We start from the raw sequence: 19,979 nt of genomic DNA, 5'->3' as shown, positions 1-19,979 counted from the left end.
CACGCCTGCGCATGGCCGCGTGACAGTTACTGCGACAGTCGAATGACTTCAACGTGCGCCTTCGACGCGTTGCGATACGCCGTCACTTCCAGCTCCACCTTGTAGACCGTCGACCCCAAGGGCGGACAGGTGACGGTGCTGGCTGGATCAACGCCGCGAAACTTTTCGCCGATCAGGGCCATCACGGCAGGTACGTCCTTGGGGTCCTGGATGAACACCCGCGAACACACCACGTCCGCCAGGCTCGCATCGACCGCCGCCAGGGCCGCCTCGATGTTGGCGAATACCTGATGGGTCTGTTCGAGGATATCTTCCGGGATCAGCTTGGTTTGTGGGTTGCGGCCTGCGGTGTTGGACACGTAGATCCAGTTGTCCACGACCACCAGGCGCGAATAACTGGCCTGATCTTCAAACGGGGAACCGGTCTTGAGCTTGATGATGTTTGTCATGTGGAATGCCTCGTCAATATTAGTGATGGCTGGCTTAGCGCAGAACCGGGGTTTCCCACAGGTTCAAGGTGACGCCGATGCCTTTTTCGATGGCGTTGCGGTACACCACCGTGCCCCAGGCCACGTCTTCCACGGGCATTCCGCCCACCGACATGATGATGATTTCTTCATCGTTCCTACGGCCTTGCGCGGCCCCGGCGATGATCTTGCCAATGTCCTCGACGTCTTCGAGCCGCATCTTGCCTTCGGCAATCATGTCCATGAAGCGCACGCCAATCACCGGCACGCAGTGATGCGCAGGCTTGGGCAGTTCTTCAAACCAGGCTTGGTAGAGACCGGTGTTGTCCAGCACCTTGCGTACGTCGCGCTGTTCCATCCCGTCGTCAAGGGAGCAGGATGCAGGCATCGCGAGGAAGGCACCTGGCTTGACCCACTCGCGCTTCACAATTGGGTAGGTTGTGGGATCACCCACCTCACCGGAGCTACAATAAGTAACAAGGTCGGAGTCACGAACCACCGCTTCAAGGGTGTCGACCACTTCGATCGTGGTGACCTGCGGATAGGTTTCCTTGACCCAGGCGATAAAGTTATCGAGGCTCTTCTGGCCACGACCCTTGATCTTCAGTGTGTCGATATGCGGGCATACCGCGATGAATGCCGCCAGTGTGGTCTTGCCCATCACACCCGGGCCGAGTAGGCCGACGACTTTCGAGTCCTTGCGTGCCAGGTGGCGCGCGCCCACGCCGGGAATCGCACCGGTGCGGTACGCGGACAGCAGGTTGGCCGACATATGGGCCAGCGGTGCGCCGGTGTCGGGGTCGTTCAAGGTAAACATCAGAATCGAGCGCGGCAGGCCTTTTTCGCGGTTGGCGATATTGGAGCCGTACCACTTCACGCCTGCGGTGCAAAAGCTGCCGCCCAGGTAGGCAGGCATGGCCATCATGCGTCGGTCAGCCGTGGGCTTGGGCATGTTCGGGAAGGGTGAATCCTGCGGGAAGATCACCATCGCGCCATGGGAGTCATTGTTCGGACCGGCCATGCGATAGTCACCGGCATAGAGCAGGCCGAACATCTCCTCCATGGTGTTCACGCACGCCAGCATGTCAGTCACGCCCGCGCGGATCATGTCCTGCTCGGAGAGGTAGATGAAGTCGATTTTTGTATTTGTAGACATAGTTATTCTCGGGCTGAAGGTGATATCGCTGCGGTAGGCGCAGCTCCACGCTGTCGACCTCGAGTATCAGGGCGCGCTTTTCGGCGGTATTGTAAATTTCGGACATGCCCGATTGACCGGCGCGCAACAGTTGGCGTGATTAATGCGTGAAAACTTCCGTATCGCTGCTCATCGAAGGTGCAACCATGATCAAACAGTGCGCGCCGCCTCCCAGGCACCACACTGCGAACGAACAGCCCTGGTTCGTGCTCAACTCTTCACGGTATTCGGTCATGCCCTCCGAACACCCGGCGATCTCGCATTTCTATGCCTTCGATGTGGCTCAATCAGCCAACCTGCTGGCCGTGCCGGACGGTTGCGTGGATATTGTTTTCGACTGTGATGCAACACGCCCTACCGCCCGGATCTGTGGCACGCCGCTGGCTGCCCAAGCGGTCGAGTTACACCAGAACCATCACTACTTCGGCGTGCGCTTTTCACCGGGCGTCATTCCCGGATTTATCAATGTGCTGGCCGAGGAATTGACCGAACGGGAACTCGACCTGCTGGAGGTCTCGGGGTTCGCCCAGCGCATCTTCGAAAATATCGTTCAAGCACCACTGCTGGGCGATCAGATGCGGCTGTTCAACGACTACCTCGCCCCCCGCCTGATGGGGAGAACGTCAGCACTCACGGCCATGGTCATTCAGCAGGCGCTGCGCCACCGCGGTGATATTCGTATTCAGCAACTGGAAGAACTCAGCGGGTACACCAGTCGCACGCTGCACCGACAGTTCAGCCAGGACACTGGTATGTCACCCAAGACCTTTTGCCGAATCATCCGCTGCCAGGCAGCTCTGGACACCCTCAATACCCAACACGATGTATCGTTTTCGGAGCTGGCCCTCGACCTGGGCTTTTCCGATCAATCGCACTTCCTGCGCGACTTCAAGAAACTGGTCAGTACAACGCCTTGCGACTATCAACGCCAAATGACCCAGAACGCCTACACCGACCGGATCAACTACGCCTGACCCTCCCTTTCAAAATTTCATGAGCGCTTGAATATCAGCCTGGAAAAGGAAATCGGGTGGGAGGAAAGCGTCAGCCGCACATGAGGTCTTTAGCGCATTGCCCTGAGCGTTTCAGACGGTGACTCGCCGAACAATTGCCGGTAATGCGCGGCAAAGTGGCTAAGATGAAAAAAGCCCATCGCCATCGCGATCTCACTGATGTTGTGAGTGCAGGCAGAGGTTGTGATCAAGCGGCGTCGCACCGCGTTGAGGCGTAGATTGCGCAGGTATTCGACCGGACGCATTCCGGTCACTGCCTGAAAACTGTTCTGCAGGGTCCGGCGACTCACCCGCAGGTGCTCGCACAGGTCGAGAATGCTCAGTGGTGTATCACCACTGGCATCGATCAGCTCTTGGCAACGCTTCACCAGGTAAGCACTCACGGCGAAATTACCGCGACGACAACGTACCTCATCGGTGGCGTGGCTGAACAAATCGAGGAACGCGCCGAGCAGTTCTTCCTCCAGCATTTTCTCGGCGGTTGAGTTGATAGCGTCCGTCTGTTCCAAAAGGTGATGAAACAGCGGGTGGATACGCTGACGTATTCGCAACAGTAACGCGTCATCCACGCTGAGTTGGGACGTGGTCTTCAGGCGCTTGAGCTGATCGTCAGACAGTTCGAAGGCCGCCAGTTTGGCGAAGCGTACCGCGTCGATATTGAGCGCGAAGAAGTGCATGCCTTCAGGGGCGTGCAACACAAACTCCTCGCCGTCACGCAACAGTACCACGCTGTGAGTGCCCACCTGTTGCCCCTGCACCACCGGCGCGCAGCCTAACGACATGGCTGCGCACAGCCGACCTTTTGGCGCATAGCCGCGCTGTACCACGCGTTTGTCCAGCACTTCCTGGAAGATTTGGAAGCGGTCAGAGGACAACTGCCGCAGCTCACTGGTCAGGCAGCCACGGCCGAGTTGGTCATACACTTGCCGCCAGCCCTGGATGGAGCCAGCGTGTTGTTGAGGGTCATTGAAGGTTCGAACTTCAGCAAGCATGGTCGTCGTTCCTCGGTGGCCCCGTTTGTTTATCGGCCTGAAAGGGACTCAGTCATCCGTGACGGCAGCTATCGTTCACACCGGGGCGGCGTCCGCCGTGAAAACCAAAGCCAGTTCCATGCCAAGCATGTGCAGGCAGTACGTGGCGGGCTGGATATTCATTGGCGGCAACAACGCCCCGGACAGCACGACCTGCCCAGCCTCCACACGTTGACCGTCGGCCAACAGACGCCGAATCAGCCAGCACAGATTGGCCAGCGGGCTGTCCTCCCGATCGCGCGTATCACCGTTACCGCAGAGCGCGCCGTCGCACTCCAGGCGATACGCTACGTTGACGTGGTCTACAGGATCGAACGGGATGCGCGGTCCGAGACAATAAAGCCCCGCCGCCGCGTTATCGGCCAGAAAGGCGCCCACTCCGAAACTCCAGCCCTGCCAACGGCAGTCAGCGATCTCGAACGCAGGCGCCACGTCGCCGATGGCGGCCAGAATATCCTCGTCACGGTAGTCCCCCGGCGCCAGGGTACGCCCGAGTACAAACGCCAATTCGATCTCCAGCTTGGGCTGGATCAATCGCGAGAACGCCACCGCCGTACCCGGCTCGACAATCATGGTATCCATCAGGCCGCCATACACCGGCTCGTCAAGGCCAAAGCGTTTTTGCGCGGCGCTGCCGGCGAAGGCGACCTTCCACCCGCTCAGTCGCTCGCCTGCGGCTTGTTGGTGATCCAGCGCCTGGCGTTGCAGCGCATAACCCGCAAGCCGATCTATCGCCTCGGGGGCCAGTGGCGCAATGGCTTGCACCGTGCGCGTTGCCTGATGTAGCCGATTAAGTAGCGCGTTGCCGCTGTTCATGACAGTTGCTCCGCCAGTTTGCGCAGCACACCTTCAAGCCTCTCTGGTGTGGTAATGGCGGCGACAAACCGGTCCGGACGCACCACTACGATGCAGTCACGCACCCTGGAGAACCATTCACCCAGGCGATTATCCACGTCCTCCACGCTGATGGCGTCCGAGGCCGTCAACGGCTGGCCACGTCCGATGCCACTGCGCGAACGATTGACCTGAATAAAACGCGTGTCCCAGCGCGCCCAATAAGCGGTCATTTCCTCGCTGAGTTGCTCGCGCGGGTTCACCCGATAACCCAGCACCGCATAGGAATTGCCAAGCACTTCGTCCAGGCGACGACGCTGCCCCTGGGCGTCTTCGATATGCGGCTGTACAAACAGCTGGCCGACCAGGTCGTCCTCGCGCAACTCGGCCCGTTCGTGATAGACCAAGCCCTTGGTGATGGTGGCCTTGGGTTTGAATTTGAACTCCAGCAGGTGCGAGCGCAGATTGTCGACACTGTTCACCGCCTGGAACAGCCAGTCGCGCACGCCGGCCATCAGCGGGTTGGTCATTCCCAGTACCGCGCCCATGTTGTCGGCCAGGGCTACCAGCTCGGTGGCATGCCCACGGCGCTCCTGGTCGTAGCTGGCGAGGATCGAGTGCGAGGCACGGCCCTGGATGATCGCCGCCAGTTTCCAGGCCACGTTGGCCACGTCCCTCAGCCCGGAATTGAGGCCCTGCCCGGCCCAGGGTGGAGAAATATGCGCGGCATCGCCCACCAGCGCCACACGCCCTTCTACAAACCGCACCGCGACCCGGGAGTGGTGGGTATAGGCTCGGATGCGGATGATGTTCAACTGATCGACCGCGTTGCCGATATGCCCACGGATCAAGTCGCGAATGGTGCTTTCCTCACACATCCTCGCTTCATCTTCGCCCTCCAGGAGCATGAATTCCCAGCGGCGTTGCTGGTACGGCAGATAGATGCACACGAAGGGCCGCTCCGGGTCGGCATGCAGTGCGGTGTAGGGTGCATCGAGGGTGTCATTGGCCGTATCGACCACCACCCATTTGCGCGCATGTGTCAGCCCCGACAGCTCGATACCGAGCTTTTTACGCACAGTGGAGCGTCCGCCATCGGCGCCGATGACATAGTCAGCCCGCAGTTGATAAATCTCGCCTTGAGCATCGCGCACCTGCAATGTCACGCCCTGCCCGTCCTGCTCGAGTTCGAGCATTTCGTGGCCTTGGCGCAACACAACGCTGGCACGCTGTCCCAGGGTTTCGCGCAACGTGCCTTCCAGCAACTGCTGCATGAAGATATTACGCATTGGCCAGCCGTAATGGGCGGTACTCGGCTTGACCTCGGCGAAGCACACACCGCGTGCATTGTAATAGCGCAGCGGTACATCGCAGATCATGTCGCGTACAGCGAGATCGGCGATGCCGATCCCCTGCAGTACGCGCAGTGCTTCATCATCCATGCCCACCGCGCGTGGATAAGGCAGTACGCCGTCGGCAAGTTCAAGGACGACGCAGTCGATACCGTACATCCCCATATAGTGTGCGGCCGTGATCCCGTTAGGGCCGCCGCCGACAATGACAACTTGGGTCTTCTCCTGCTTCATCGCTATTCACCGCTTTCTTGTTGTGTTTTTAATCCGACGCCGCTAAAGCCATGCGCCTGAAATCAGTGCAGCCCATCAATACCTTTGACGTCTGCCGCCTGCAGACCGCCCAGCCGCGCATGCAAGCGCCCGCGCGTGGCGAAGGCCCAGATCACGATCACCTCATCCGGTGCGGGGCCGTCGCCAAACATCAAGGACATGCTGTCGTAATGGGAGCGTACATACAGTGCATCCTTGTGGGCCAACGGCACATCGATGGTTGAACCTGGGGCGCCCCGTTTGCCGGTGGACGGCACCCAGGATTTGCCCCCGCCCAGCGCCAGGCGCACCGGATCGGCAGCCGGGTTGGTCAGGAACGCATTGCCGTGTTCGTATTCGCCCTGGCTGCCCACCATGCAAGCTTTACCGTAGCTGACAATATCCCGCGAGCCGGCCAGCGCCTGAATGCGACGACCGAACTCTTCGCCCAGCAGCGGCGACGGTTCTACCAGCTCTGTCAGCGACTCGCTGTAGCGACCGGCATAGGGGTTGGCGATAACGGCGGCGACGGCATATTTGAACAGCGGCTCGCCATCGGCTAACTGGCCACTTTCGTTGGCCAGGGTTTCTTCGACAAAGCTGTACCACTTGCGGATGTGATACGAAGCAAAATTCGCGGTTTTCATCTGGGTGGCCTCAAAGCGGGTCTAGTGGATCTAGATTGAAATGTCGGCTTGGCGCGCCAGCGGCCTTGAACCGGGCCTTGCCGCGCGCATCGTCGTGTTCGGTCTCAAGGAAAAATTCCATGCGATTACCGTCAGGGTCGTTGAAATACACACCATGGCCGATTTCGTGATCGGTGATCTTCACCACCTCGACGCCCTTGCCCAGCAACATGCCGTAGAGCTGGCGCAAGGTGGTCATGTCCCCGGCGATTTCCAATCCATAGTGTTGCAACCCCAACCCGCCCTGATGGGCGCCGGGCTCTGCACGAAGCAAGGCGATGTCGTGATGTTTGGTGCCAAACGCCATCATGACCCAGCTTTCGCCCCGGGCACTTTCATGCATGCCCAGGATGTCGGCGTACCAGCGTGCCGACACATCAGGATCACTTACCGAGAGCGATAAGTGAGTACGAAGGATTTCGACTTTCATCGCGTGATACCTCAGCTTTTTTTGACCACGGATTGATGCCCTGCCTTGATCTGCGCCACTGCGGGGGTCCAGAGCACGTCAGCGATCTCACTGAATTCGCGCCACTGTTTCTGCCAGCCATCACCGCCATTCCCGGAGGTGAACAAGTGCCCGTACTTGGTTCCCGCAACGATCTGTCGCGGATTTTCCGGGTTGAAGGCAATGGCCCAGACGCAGGAATTGGGTTGTTGCGGCAGGGGCAGCACTTCCCAGCTGAGCGCAGCATCACGGGACACCAGGATCTTGCTGGTGGTACCGGGCGTGCCATCGGAAATACTCAGGTACAGGTCGCTTTGCGTGCCCAACGGCGCGTTCATGGCGCGCATGTAGTACAGGCCGAACGCTTCTCGACCGATAATGCCAGTCCAGGTCAGCCCCTCATCCAGGCTGCGGTAGACGGCGTTGACGCAGACCACCACGATGACTTTCTGACCATGATTGGGCAGTACCAGAATGTTGTGGACATCTGAGTTGTAGTCCCACAGCAGCCGATCATCGACGCGCGTCCAGCTGTCGCCACCGTCACGGGAGTGGAATAACCCACCCTCTTCAAGGCCGAACCATAGCTGGTTGCGGTCGGTCGGGTCATAGGCGAAAGCCAGCAGCCGTGGGCGGCTGACTCCGTCGCAGAACTCCGGAATCTCCACCGGCGCACGGTCCCAACTGAGACCACCGTCCAGAGTCCGCCACAGTACGGCGCGCGAAGGTGCACCGGTGCCGACGAAAATCCGTTGCGCGTCCTGCGGATCGACGGCGACTTTCCAGACCGTCTGCCCGTTGAACGGCGAATCGACCCGCTGCCAATGGCCGCCGGTGTCGCGGCTGACACACAAACCTACGTCCGTGCCGGCGTAGATCACCTCAGGCTCGTCGGGGTGCACGCTCAAGGATCGAGTGATCGCGTCGAACTCCAGATCCTGGCCCAGGCCCAGGCGATGCCAGGTCCGACCCTCGTCGGCGCTGCGGATCACCGCCTGCCCTACCGTGGCCACTAACAGGGTTCCGTTACTCATCGCTGGTGCTCCTCAGATGTAGATACCGCGGGTCAAACCGCCGTCGATGCCGATGGATTCTCCGGTCACCGCGCCAGCCTTTGGCGACGCCAGGAAACCAATCAGCCAGCCCATTTCAATCGGTGCCAGGGTGCGGCGAATCGGCGTCGCGTCGATGTAGGCCTGCTCAACCTGTTCCGAGGTCTTGCCTTGCTTGACCGCTTCGCGCTCGTACAACTCCTGGATGTGCGGGGTGTCAACCACGCCAGGGTGAATCAGGTTGACCGTGATGCCCGAAGGGCCCAACTGGTCGGAGAGGGTTTTGGTCATGTGGGCGATCGCCAGGTTGCGCATCCCCGAGAGGACTTTGCTGCTGCGCCCGGTGAGGCCGCCGATGTTGATGATGCGACCGAAACCGCCGGCCTTCATGTGCGGGGTCACTGCCTTGGCGCAACGGAAGTAGCCGATCACCTTGGTGTTGAGATCCGACAGCAACTCGTCGTCGCCGGCATGTTCGATGTCATTGCGCACCACTCCGGACGGCGCTGCGGCACCGTTGACCAGGATGTCGATGCGGCCGAAGTGTTTGTGCGCAGCTTCGACCATGTCAGACACGGCCGACATCTGATTGGTGTCGCAATACAGCGGCAGTACTTCGTTGCCGGTCTGAGCCGTGATCTCTTCGGCAGCCTGTTGGAGAAACTCCATGCGGCGTGCGCAGATCACCACCTTGCAGCCCTCTTCGGACAGAAAACGTGCGACTTCCTTGCCGATACCCATACCGCCGCCGGTGACGATGGCCACGCGGCCTTTCAATTCCAGATCCATAGCATTTCCTCTTGTGATTATTCGGTTCAGGCGAGATCGACGAAGACGCTCTTGGTCTCGGTGTAGGCATCGATCACGTTTTTACCCATTTCCCGGCCCCAGCCAGATTGCTTGTACCCGCCGAACGGCGAAGCCGCGTCGACCACGTTCCAGCAGTTGATCCACACCGAGCCCGCCTTGAGCTGCGCTGCCACGCGGTGCGCCGAGCGCAGGTCGCGGGTCCACAGGCCTGCTGCGAGGCCATAAGGCGAATCGTTGGCGCGCAGCACCAGGTCGTCGATTTCGGTCCAGCTCATGACGGTCAGCACCGGACCGAAGATCTCTTCGCGGGCGACACAGGCACGTTCGGCGCGATCAAGGAACACGCTGGGCGCAATGAAGTGGCCGCGCTCCAGGTGGGCGGGACGGCCGCCACCGCAGATCAGTTCGGCACCCTCCTCCTGACCACGTTGCAGGTAGCCTTTGACCGTGCTCAATTGGCGGCCCGACACGAGTGGGCCCATGCTGGTAGCCGGGTCCAAACCATTACCGAGCACGTGGGCGGTGGCATGCCGCTCAAGTTCTTCGAGCACCTGATCGAGCACACTGGCGTGTACGTATAAACGTGAGGCAGCCGTGCACACCTGGCCCTGGTTGTAGAAGATGCCGTCGGCGGCACCTTTGGCGGCGCGCACGATATCGGCGTCCGGCAAGATGATGTTCGGCGACTTGCCGCCCAGTTCCAGCGAGACTTTTTTCATGTTGCTGGTGGCCGCCTGAGCGATCAGCCGGCCGACGTGGGTCGAGCCGGTGAAGGCGATCTTGTCCACGTCGGGATGCTGCGCCAGCGGTCCGCCCGTTTCCGCGCCAAGACCGGTGATCAGGTTGACCACCCCCGCTGGAAACCCGGCGGCCTCGATCAACTGCACCAGTCGAATCGCGACCAGTGGAGTTTGCTCGGCAGGCTTGAGCACCGCGACACAGCCTGTCGCCAGCGCTGGGCCAAGCTTCCACACGCACATGTTCAACGGGAAGTTCCACGGTACGATCAGCGCGCACACACCCACCGGTTCACGCAAGGTGTAGTTGAGCATCGGCGCACCGCTGGCCGGCGATACAGGCAGCGTGCTGCCTTCGATCTTGGTCGGCCAGCCAGCGAAGTAGCGAATGATGGTCGCCGCACTGGCCGCTTCCCCTCGAGCGGCTGAGATGGGTTTGCCGTTCTCCAGCGTGATCAACTGCGCCAGCTCCTCGCGGTGCTGATCCAACAGGTCCGCCAGTCGAAACAGCAGCAGACCGCGCTGGGCGGGAGACTGCAGTGCCCAGGCGCCGTTGAACGCTGCGCGGGCTGCCGCAACGGCCGCATCTACGTCACGCGCGTCACCTTGGGCCACTTCCGTCAGGGTTTCTTCAGTTGCCGGGTTTTCCACGGCAAACCGCCGGCCAGCGGCGGCGTCCTGCCAACTGCCACCGATAAACAGGCGGCCAGGCTGGGACAGAAAGTGTTGCACAGCAGGTAGCACTTCAAACTGTTTCATCATCGACTCCTTCACAGCGCCATTTCGATCAGGCAAGGACCACCTTCGGCATTGGCGTTGGCCAGCGCCCGTTGCAGTTCGGCATTGGTGTGCACCGTGCAGGCCGGCACGCCGTAGCCCTTGGCCAGAGCCTTCCAGTCAATCCGCGGGCTATCGAGCACCGTCAGGCGCAGGGCTTCGGGCCCCATTTCAGTCATGCCGAAGCGGCGCAGTTCGTTCTGCAAAATGGCGTAGCGATGGTTGGCGGCAATCAGGATCACCACCGGCACCTGCTCACGGGCGATGCTCCACAGGGTTTGGATGGTGTACTGGGCACTGCCGTCGGACTGCAGGCAGAACACGCGATTGCCCCGCTCCGCCAAGGCGGCGCCGAACCCCACCGGAATGCCCTGGCCGATCGCGCCACCGGTATTGGTCAACACCCGGTGCCGAGCGGCGCCAGCGGAGGCGGTGAAAAACGGATAGCCGCAGGTGCCGCCTTCCACGGAGACAATGCTGTCGTCCGGCAGCGATGCGGCTAAAACCTGGCCGATGGACTGAGGTGTGAGCTCGGCATGGCCTGGCGGCAGTTCGATGCCCATCGGTGTCGGCACGTAGGCCGGTGCATTGAGGGCATCGGCCAGCGCCGTCAGCGCGCCGGCTACATCGTCACCGACATCGGCCAGCGTCAGCAGACGCTCACGCTCGGCGAGGCGCGACGGGATGCCTTCGTAGCCGAAATAACTGATGGGCTCCGGCACCCCGGCACACACGACCTGGTCGTACTGCTCAAGGATTTCAATGGCCACTTCCGGGAAGTACGGCAGGCGATCCAGATCCGGCAAACCACCACCACGGTAGCTGAGCCGTGGAAAGGTCTCGGCAAACAGGCGCACGCCAGGCAGTTGCGCCAGGCGCCCCGCTGCTTCCAGACCGGCGACCGACAACCCCTCATCCCCGACAATAAACACCAGGCGCTGCCCGTCACGCAGTGCCTGTGCCACCGTCTCGACCCGGTCACCGGCAAACCGGCGAATCGGCGCCCGCATCGGAGCGAACACACCGTTGTGCGTCACTGCGCTGGCTTGCAGGTCCATGGGCAGAATCAGGCTGGCGATCTGCCCTTTGGCCTGCCAGGCCGACCGCACCGCTTCCTGCAAATCTTCGCCGATACCCGACGCCGTGCGCGAGGTGCGTACCCAACCGGAGACAGTCCCGGCCAAGGCCTGGATGTCACTGGCCAGCGGCGGATCGTAGTTGACATGCCATGACGCGTGATCACCGATCACGTTGACGATAGGGGTATTGGCACGACGCGCGTTGTGCAGGTTGGCGATGCCATTGGCAAACCCGGGGCCCAGGTGCGTCAGGGTCATCGCCGGCTTGCCGGCAATCCGGCCATACCCATCCGCCGCCCCCGTGCACACCCCTTCGAACAACGACAACACCGGCTTCAGTGCTGGTGCGCTGGCCATGGCCGCCACCAATGGAATTTCGGTGGTTCCGGGGTTGGCGAAGCAGTATTCGATACCGCTTGCCGCTGCCGCATTCACTATCAGTTGCGCACCATTCATTTTCAGCCCTCTTGCTTGAGCATTTGCAGTGATGAGATTTATCACACACAAATACTCAATCAACAAGCATTAAATTAATGTTTGTCTCGCTTAGTGAGACTTATGCGATTTTATTTGCACCAGAAAGACTGCCGAGATTGCGTTTTTCTCTCACTGAGGTAGTGTTGCGCCAGCGCTTGGCGCTTCTGCGGGATGTCTGGTCTACGCCGGAACGAAGCACGCGCCCTCCCCCCGTCTTTAGGAACGAAATGAGTAGCCTGAGCAAATTACTGAGTGTCCTGGACCTGTTCGGTCCACAGACATTGAAGATCGACCCCGACACCATTGCCGAGCGCATGGGCCTGTCACGCGCGACCGTGTACCGCTACGTCAAGGATTTGTGCGACGCCGGCCTGCTGACCCGCGTGGACGCCGGCAGTTATGGCTTGGGGCCGCGAGTCATCGAACTGGACTGGATGATGCGTCAGTACGACCCTATCCTCGTTGCCGGGCGCGAGTTGATGCACGAGCTGTCCGCGCAAACCGGCCTGGCCGTGTTTGCGAGCGTCTTTTATGACGGTCGCATCATCAACACCTACATCGCCGAACCCACCGACACCTACCACTTTGCGTTCGGGCGCGGGCAACCGCTGCCGTTCTTTCGCGGCGCGCAATCCAAGGTGTTGATCGCCTTTCAGAAAGGTCGCCGTTTGCAACGCTTGTTCGACGAGCATATGGCCAACGACCCGGACTGCCCTTATGACTGGTCAAGCTTCTCCAAGGCCGCGAAAAAGATTCGCAAGGACGGTTACTGCCTCACCCATGATGAACTCAACCTGGGCTTGACCGGCATCGCCGCGCCGATCATCCAGACGGACATTGACGAAGTGGTTGGCAGCCTGTCCGCCGTCGGCAGCACGCAGAGCTTCAAGCTGCTGCGCCAGGAAACCGTGATCGAAATGGTCATGGATACCACTCGGCGCATCGCCGAAAACATGCGTAATCAGTCGAACACCACCACGCCCTAGCCTATGGACAAGCCGCCGGTCCCTTACCAGGGACGCGGCGGATATGCGGTCAGAACGGAACAGCCACCGTCAATTGGCTGTACAGGTTGGTGCCATTGCCGCCGACTTGATTGCCACCCGTGGTTGAGTCCTGATCGGGTTTGTAGAGGCCAATCAGCGGGGTAATGATCAAGTGCGGGTTGGCTGCCCATTCGGCGTAGATATCCAGCTCACGGGCATTGAGGTTCAGCGCGTTGTTTTTACGCACCGTGTCGAAATCGAAGTACAGCGCGCCCAAGGTCAGGTTTTCCAGCGGAGTGGCCTTCAGACCGACGTGCTGAATGCTGGTATTGCTGTTGAACGGCCCGGCGTAGTTGCCGGCGACTTCGCCCTGAAACCAGGTGCCGTAGCCCATGCTCAAGCCAGTGAACAGCGGATCCCATTTCTGTGAATAGCGGGTATAGCGATAGGTCACCTTGGGCGCCCAGGCGGTATCGGCGAAGGTGTAGCCCGCTTCGCCATACCAGGCTTTCTCAGGCCCGGCGTCCTTGTCCTGCCAGGCGTATTCGAACGCCAGGCTGACGTTCTTGATGCCCGCATCGCCTTCACCGCGAACGCTGTAGACGTTCATGCCTTTGCGCTGGCGTTGAACGTCGGTGGCCCATTGATCGCTCACGTCGATGCCGTGTACCCAGGTCAATCCGATCGTACCCGGTTGGGTGGTGTAATCCAGCGTGCCGGCGGCCAGTTCGGTTTCGGCCTGGACGCGGTTGTCGGATTTGAGCCACACCAGACTGCCGTGCAGGCCATCTTGCCCACCCAGGCGCAACAGCGCGGTTTGATCGAACGCATGCCGTGCAGCCAGGTAATAAGCGCCCCCACGGTTCATAGTGCCATTGGCCGGACCCTCGCCCAGGTTCAGTCCGTCATCGTTGATCAGGAACCCTCGGCCCAGCTTGACCACCTGGCGCCCGCCGGAAATATCAACCCCGTCCTTGCCTAACGCAGGGAACAGGTCGCCGGAGCGCCAGCCCAGGTAGGCGTCTTCGATCTTTGTTGTGCGCTCGGTTCCCAGGGAATTGCCGCCTGGGTCGCCGTCGCCCCAGGTGGCGGAGCTGACCAGGGCGAATGCCCCATATGCAGTGCCATTGCCCGCCAGGGACTGGTCACCACTCAAGCCGTATTTGATAAAGCCTTCGCGCCAGGTAGATCCACCGGGCGTGCCGTCGTAGTTCTTGCGACTGTTGAACTGGCCGAACACGGCGGTCATGTCTGCGTTGAGGTGACGGCCCTCATCACTGTACAACTCATAGGCCTGGGCCTGATTGATGGCGCATAGAACCAATGTGCACACAAGCCTGCCACCAAACACGGGATGACGTGACGGATTGCGCATGGCTCAAGCTCCTTGTGGTGCGCTTTTAAAGGGGCGGACAAACAGCAGTTGCTGGCCAGTGAACTCCAGCAGCCCCTCAAGGCCGAACTCGACGCCAAACCCGGACATCTTGCTGCCGCCAAACGGCGTATTCGGCTGAATCTGCGCGTGGCAATTGACCCAGGCAACGCCGCTTTCCAGGCGGCTGGCCAGTGCCTGGGCCTGCTCGACATCCGGCCCCCAGACCGATCCGCCCAGCCCCATGTCGCCGGCATTGGCGCGCCGCAGTACATCCTCGACATCCCGGTACGCGATCAAAGGCAACACGGGACCGAACTGTTCTTCGTCGACCAGGCGCTGGCCATCTGTCACGTCCGCGACCAGGGTCGGCGGATAAAAGAAACCGGGGCGATCCAGACGCGCGCCGCCGCACAGCACGCGTGCGCCTTGTGCCCGCGCGTCAGCGACCAGCGCGTCGACAAGCTCCAATTGCTCAAGGTTTTGCACCGGTCCAAAGGTGACGCCAGCTTCCAGGCCATCGCCCACCACTTGGCGCGTCGCAATCAGGGTCAGCGCATCAGCGAAGGCCTGGTACTGCGATTCATGGATATACAGACGCTTGAGGGCCGCGCAGGTCTGGCCCATGTTGAGAAACGCCGCCTGGAAAATCTCCTCGACCACCGCCTCAACCGGCGTACCGGGCAGAACGATTGCCGCGTCGTTACCACCCAGCTCCAGCGTCAGGCGCTTGAGGTTGTTGGCGGCGCCGCGCATGACGCTTTGTCCGGTGGCGGTCGAGCCGGTGAACACAATCTTCTGAATGCCGGTATGCGAAGTGATTGCGCTGCCGAAACCTTGCTCGCCCGTCAGGCAATTGATCACGCCGTGAGGCACATGGCGGGCGATGATCTCCACCAGGCGCAAGGTGCTCAGCGGGGTCAGGCTCGACGGTTTGCTGATCACACAGTTACCGGCTCGCAGCGCCGGCATGATGTGCCAGACGGCGATCATGAATGGCCAGTTCCACGGCGTGATCGACGCCACCACACCCAAAGGCTTGCGATGCAACTCGATCCGCTGGGTGGGGGTTTCCTCCACCAGCTCCACCGCAATCTCCTGCCCGGCCGCATAGCGGGTCCAGGCGACGGACCCCATGACTTCGGAAAACGCCAGTTCCAGTGGCTTGCCTTGTTCCAGCACAATCAGTCGGGCCAGTGACTCTGCCTCCCGCTCGATATCCGCCGCAACCGCCAACAGGCGCTCGCAACGGTCTGCGTGGGTGCTGTGCCGCCAGCTTTTGAACGCCGCCTGTGCAGCGTCGACCGCCTGGTCGAGTTGCGCCAGCGAGCCGGCGGGGCATTGGGCGAATGCAGCACCGGTGGCCGGGTTGATCACATCAAACTGGCCCTGTTCACCGGCGACCTGAACGCCATTGATGAGCATCTTGTAGTTGTGCATTTGAAACCTTCCTTTCACGCACTGACGAGCCATGCCGGGCAACGGCAGGCTGGAATTGTCTGGTTAGTCGAGCTGTAACGAGTGCGGCCTTAAAGCTTGTGGCTGCCCAAGGCGAGAAACCGTTGCGGGGAGATCTTTCGCAAGCGCGCGGCGAGCATGACGCCGATGATCAGGGCCGCGGGAATGATGGCGCAGAGTCCGTAGGACAATAGCTGGCTGGCCCCGGTCAACACGTCGAAATGCACCACCGCCAGCCCCAGCACGAGCACCAATGCCAGGGAGGAGAAAACAGGCAGGATGCGCCCGCGCCATATCCCGACGTTAAGCTCGGGATGACGCTGAAAGTAGACGCAGACCGCTACCGACGTCAGCGCCATCAGTAAAATGACGCAGAGGGTGGCGAGGTTGGAGAACCAGGCGAACAGTTGCAGGATCGGGTCCGCATCCAATGCAGCGAAAATCAGTACCACCACAGCAGCAATCAGGCTCTGCAACACCGAACCCATATGGGGGCTCTGATGCACGCGGTGAGTGGTGCCCAACAGACTGTGCAACAGGCCATCACGGCCGATCGCGTAAAAATAACGCGCGGCGGCGTTATGAAAGGCCAGGAGGCCGGCATAGATACTCACCATGAACAGCACCCGGATAATCTGAGTCAGCCAGGGGCCGACAAAGTGATCGGACATGCCGTAGATAAACGTCGTGGGATCCTGCAAGGCCTGCAGCATCGGCACGATCTTGTCCGCGCCCACGCCCACCACCATTGACCATACCGACAGCGCGTAGAACCCACCGATCAGCAACACCGAACTGTAGGTGGCAATCGGGATAGTACGCTGCGGGTTCTTGGCCTCTTCGCCGTAAATAGTCGTCGCCTCAAAGCCGATGAATGCCGCAAAACAAAACAGCAGGCCGATGGACGGGGTACCGCCGAGCACATGGGTGCGGTCGAACGCATCAAGGTTGATGCCGCTGTCGCCGCCGGATTTGAGGATGGCAAAATCCAGGATCAGGATCGCCAGGTACTCGGCGATTACCACCACCGACAGCACCCGCGCAGAAAGGTCGATCTTGCGATAGCCCAGAATCGCAATGCTCGCCATCGCCATCAGCGAGTAGGACCACCACGGCAACACCAGCCCAAATACACTTTCCATGGTGCCACTGACGACCCCACCGAACATGCCATACAACCCGACCTGAAGAATGTTATAGGCAAACATCGCCAACACCCCGGCCGCGCCGCCTGCCAGGCCACCCAAACCACGTGAGGTGAACGCATAAAAACCGCCGGCATTGGTCAGGTGCCGGGACATGGTGGTGTAACCCACCGAGAACGCGAGCAGCACCAGCAACGCCAGGATCAGCAATGCCGGAGTACCGGCACCGTTACCCAGCATGATGCCAATCGGGAAGCCGCCGGCGATCACACTTAAAGGGCTCGCCGCCGACACCACGAAGAAGATGATGAACCCGACGCCCAGGGCGCCACGCTTGAGCTCCGTGGAGCTGTTGATCGAGATAGGTACACTCATGTTGTTGACCTTATTGTATGAGGCAGTCGCTGTTGGGGTGGCCCGATTGAATTCCATCGGCACCAATTAGCGTTTTGTTTTAGTTGCGCGCTGAATTCGATCCTATGCCCGCCCCTGAACCGCTCGCTATCCCAAATCGGTAGCATCCGAGGCGCCGCCCCAAAACAGGTCGATGCGACACCCGCAATCCGCCAGTTCTTGCCGATTCGGGATAACCGGCTGGCCGTTCCCTCCCGCATGCTAGCGTCACCCGCTCTATACCCAGATGCCGGCACCGATAATAAAAGCGAGGGCCTGGTCCACAGCCCATCGCAGCCAAAGCCCTCTGCAGGAAGTCCCAGTCATGCGTTTAGCTCATCTCACTATCCAATGGCGGATCACACTCCTGAGCGGACTGTGCCTGCTGGCTGTCGTCGGCGCGCTGGTAGGCACCTCGGTGTACCAGAACCAACAAAGTGCAAAATTACTGAAGGAGCAGAGCAGTCACCTGCTCGGGCAAGCCGCCGTGGAGCGCTTGCAAGCCCAGGCCGCTGCCCATGGCCAACAGGTCGAACGCTTTTTCAACGAAACGGCGCTGTATAGCGAAGGGTTCGCGCAACAGGTTCTGCAACTGCGCGATCAAACGCTCAATGGACGCCTCACGGCTGGGCAATTGCGCGAAGCGCTGATCAGCGTGACCCGTCAGACACTGCTCAACCGCGAAAAAGTGCTCGGCCTGTACGTCATCCTTCTGCCTGACGCGTTGGCGGGCGCAGACGCTAATTTCGTCGGGCAACGTGCACTGGCGAGCAACGAAAAAGGTCGTTTTGCGCTGTATTGGTCACAGAGCCAGCCGGGACAATTGGTCCAGGATGTGCTCACCGAGGCGCAAATCTTCACCAACACAGCGCCCCCCGGCAGCGAACCGACAAACGTCTGGTACACCTGCCCTCAAGCTCAAAGGCGCACGTGCGTGGTGGAGCCCTACACCAGTGAGGTGGAAGGCCAGAAAGTCCTGATGAGCAGCATTTCTGTCCCTCTGATCGCCAACGGCAAGATCCTCGGCGTGGTCGGCATGGACATTGGCCTCGACACGCTGCAAAAGCTGGCTGCCGACCTCGGCCAGGACCTGTATCAAGGCAACAGCGAAGTGGCCATTGTGTCGGCCTCCGGCCAGGTGGCAGGACGCAGCGGCGAAGTCTCCGGGACCACCCTCGATATACGCCAGGCTCTGCAACCCGTGGCAGGCAATCCACTCTGGCAACTGGAGATCAAGGTTCCCCAAGCCCTGGTGCAGGCACCCGCCCGGCAAATGCAAAGCGAACTGGACGACAAAAGCCGCCAGGCCAACTGGCTCAACCTTTGCTTGGGGGTATTGGCCAGTTGCCTCGGCATGTTGCTGATCTGGCTGGCCGCCTACGGGGTGACACGCCCGCTGCTGAAGGTGGCAGGTCTGCTTGATGCCATCGTCGATGGCGATGGTGACCTTACCCAACGCCTGCCCGCCGGGCGACGCGACGAATTGGGCCAATTAGCCAATGGGTTCAACCGTTTTCTGGACAAGTTGCAGCCAATTATTCGCGACATTCAAACCGCCTCCCTGGATACCCGCAACAGCGCCAATACCTCGTCGGGGATCGCCCGGGAAGTCAGCGCAGGGATGCAACGCCAGTACCGCGAAGTGGAGCTGGCCGCGACCGCGCTGCACGAAATGAGTGCCAGTGCCCAGCAAGTGGCACGCCACTCCCACGGTGCCGCCGACGCAGCGACAGCCGCCGAAAGCGCGAGCCGATCAGGTCAAGCGGTGTTCTCCATCGCCGAAAGCAGCATCGAAAGCCTCGATCAGCGTCTGGACACCACCCTTAAGCAAGTGCATGCCCTCGCCGATAGCAGCACCCAGATTGGCCAAGTGCTGGATGTCATCAGCACCATCGCGCAGCAGACCAACTTGCTGGCGTTGAACGCGGCCATCGAAGCGGCCAGAGCGGGCGAACAGGGGCGCGGCTTTGCTGTGGTGGCCGATGAAGTCAGGCACCTGGCCAGCAACACCCAGAGCTCGGTCGAACAGGTCCGCACGGTGATAGAGATGCTGCAGCAGTTGAGCCAGGAGGTGGTGCACAGTACCCAACTGAGCCGCGAGCAAGCCGGCAACAGCGTGATCCAGGTGCAACAGACCCGCACGGCGCTGGAGAATATTTCCCAGGCCGTGGATGTGATCGAGCAGATGAATCAGCAGATCGCCAGCGCAGCCCTGGAGCAAAGCACGGTCGTGGAAGATATCAACCATCGGGTCAGTGGCATTCGCAGCATCAGCGAAACACTGACCAAACGGATGAGCGATGCCTCAACGGCCAGTGACTCACTCCATGAAATGGCCAACCATCAACAGCAGCTTGTCGGCCATTTTCGAGTGTAAAGGGGCACGGCAGGCTACCTGCCGGTGCTGACGTCTTG

General features: G+C 60.7%; 17 protein-coding genes and 1 pseudogene. 4 read left to right on the top strand and 14 right to left on the bottom strand.

What is annotated here, in order from left to right; all coding sequences use genetic code 11:
* Positions 1-26: 26 nt before the first annotated feature.
* Together AF70_RS19125 and AF70_RS19120 are read right to left on the bottom strand one after the other, a co-directional pair.
* A complete protein-coding gene (locus tag AF70_RS19125) occupies positions 27-449 on the bottom strand; it encodes a RidA family protein (protein WP_019578597.1) in 423 nt (140 codons plus the stop codon).
* Between the two features lie 34 nt (positions 450-483).
* The gene (locus tag AF70_RS19120; protein WP_028940842.1) at positions 484-1,623 is read right to left on the bottom strand and encodes a tyramine oxidase subunit B; all 1,140 of its coding nucleotides are present in this window, start codon (positions 1,621-1,623) and stop codon (positions 484-486) included.
* 185 nt (positions 1,624-1,808) lie between these two features.
* On the opposite strand from AF70_RS19120, the gene AF70_RS19115 reads away from it, so the two are divergent.
* Positions 1,809-2,636, top strand: a complete 828-nt coding sequence (locus AF70_RS19115; protein WP_019649022.1) for a helix-turn-helix domain-containing protein — start codon at positions 1,809-1,811, stop codon at positions 2,634-2,636.
* An 89-nt stretch (positions 2,637-2,725) separates the two neighbouring features.
* Here AF70_RS19115 and AF70_RS19110 read toward each other — a convergent pair whose 3' ends face one another.
* From AF70_RS19110 to AF70_RS19070, 9 genes are all read right to left on the bottom strand, one after another.
* Entirely contained in the window at positions 2,726-3,667 is a 942-nt protein-coding gene (locus tag AF70_RS19110) for a helix-turn-helix domain-containing protein (protein ID WP_018927862.1), read from the bottom strand.
* Positions 3,668-3,742: 75 nt separating this feature from the next.
* Entirely contained in the window at positions 3,743-4,522 is a 780-nt protein-coding gene (locus tag AF70_RS19105) for a 2-keto-4-pentenoate hydratase (protein WP_028940843.1), read from the bottom strand.
* Positions 4,519-6,126 carry a bifunctional 3-(3-hydroxy-phenyl)propionate/3-hydroxycinnamic acid hydroxylase gene (locus tag AF70_RS19100; RefSeq protein WP_028940844.1) on the bottom strand — a complete coding sequence of 536 codons (1,608 nt, stop codon included), beginning with the start codon at positions 6,124-6,126 and terminating at the stop codon, positions 4,519-4,521. The genes AF70_RS19105 and AF70_RS19100 overlap by 4 nt, the downstream gene beginning before the upstream one ends.
* 62 nt (positions 6,127-6,188) lie before the next feature.
* Positions 6,189-6,791 carry an amino acid synthesis family protein gene (locus tag AF70_RS19095; protein ID WP_018927859.1) on the bottom strand — a complete coding sequence of 201 codons (603 nt, stop codon included), beginning with the start codon at positions 6,789-6,791 and terminating at the stop codon, positions 6,189-6,191.
* Positions 6,792-6,801: 10 nt separating this feature from the next.
* Complete coding sequence (locus tag AF70_RS19090; protein WP_018927858.1) at positions 6,802-7,260, bottom strand: VOC family protein; 459 nt, start codon at positions 7,258-7,260, stop codon at positions 6,802-6,804.
* Between the two features lie 11 nt (positions 7,261-7,271).
* Positions 7,272-8,312, bottom strand: a complete 1,041-nt coding sequence (locus AF70_RS19085) for a YCF48-related protein (RefSeq protein ID WP_019649026.1) — start codon at positions 8,310-8,312, stop codon at positions 7,272-7,274.
* Between the two features lie 12 nt (positions 8,313-8,324).
* Positions 8,325-9,119, bottom strand: a complete 795-nt coding sequence (locus tag AF70_RS19080; RefSeq protein WP_019578593.1) for an SDR family NAD(P)-dependent oxidoreductase — start codon at positions 9,117-9,119, stop codon at positions 8,325-8,327.
* Between the two features lie 26 nt (positions 9,120-9,145).
* Entirely contained in the window at positions 9,146-10,636 is a 1,491-nt protein-coding gene (locus AF70_RS19075) for an aldehyde dehydrogenase family protein (protein WP_019578592.1), read from the bottom strand.
* 11 nt (positions 10,637-10,647) lie between these two features.
* Positions 10,648-12,189 (bottom strand): acetolactate synthase large subunit, encoded by a 1,542-nt coding sequence (locus tag AF70_RS19070; RefSeq protein ID WP_019578591.1) that lies wholly within the window; start codon positions 12,187-12,189, stop codon positions 10,648-10,650.
* 248 nt (positions 12,190-12,437) lie between these two features.
* On the opposite strand from AF70_RS19070, the gene AF70_RS19065 reads away from it, so the two are divergent.
* Complete coding sequence (locus AF70_RS19065) at positions 12,438-13,196, top strand: IclR family transcriptional regulator (protein ID WP_018927853.1); 759 nt, start codon at positions 12,438-12,440, stop codon at positions 13,194-13,196.
* Between the two features lie 49 nt (positions 13,197-13,245).
* Here AF70_RS19065 and AF70_RS19060 read toward each other — a convergent pair whose 3' ends face one another.
* From AF70_RS19060 to AF70_RS19050, 3 genes are all read right to left on the bottom strand, one after another.
* Entirely contained in the window at positions 13,246-14,571 is a 1,326-nt protein-coding gene (locus AF70_RS19060; RefSeq protein WP_028940845.1) for a hypothetical protein, read from the bottom strand.
* A gap of 3 nt (positions 14,572-14,574) precedes the next feature.
* On the bottom strand, positions 14,575-16,008 hold the full coding sequence (locus AF70_RS19055) for an aldehyde dehydrogenase family protein (RefSeq protein WP_028940846.1): 1,434 nt from the start codon (positions 16,006-16,008) through the stop codon (positions 14,575-14,577).
* Positions 16,009-16,097: 89 nt separating this feature from the next.
* Positions 16,098-17,546 carry an APC family permease gene (locus AF70_RS19050; protein WP_018927850.1) on the bottom strand — a complete coding sequence of 483 codons (1,449 nt, stop codon included), beginning with the start codon at positions 17,544-17,546 and terminating at the stop codon, positions 16,098-16,100.
* 265 nt (positions 17,547-17,811) lie between these two features.
* Between AF70_RS19050 and AF70_RS30075 the strand changes: the two are divergent.
* Positions 17,812-19,083 (top strand): annotated as a pseudogene (locus AF70_RS30075) (HAMP domain-containing protein); the annotation flags it as partial.
* Positions 19,084-19,185: 102 nt separating this feature from the next.
* Complete coding sequence (locus AF70_RS30070) at positions 19,186-19,941, top strand: methyl-accepting chemotaxis protein (protein WP_371929207.1); 756 nt, start codon at positions 19,186-19,188, stop codon at positions 19,939-19,941.
* Positions 19,942-19,979: the final 38 nt, after the last annotated feature.

This window comes from Pseudomonas sp. KD5, from assembly GCF_012932895.1.
Lineage (GTDB): Bacteria > Pseudomonadota > Gammaproteobacteria > Pseudomonadales > Pseudomonadaceae > Aquipseudomonas.
This window is presented reverse-complemented; position numbering and strand designations above follow the sequence as displayed.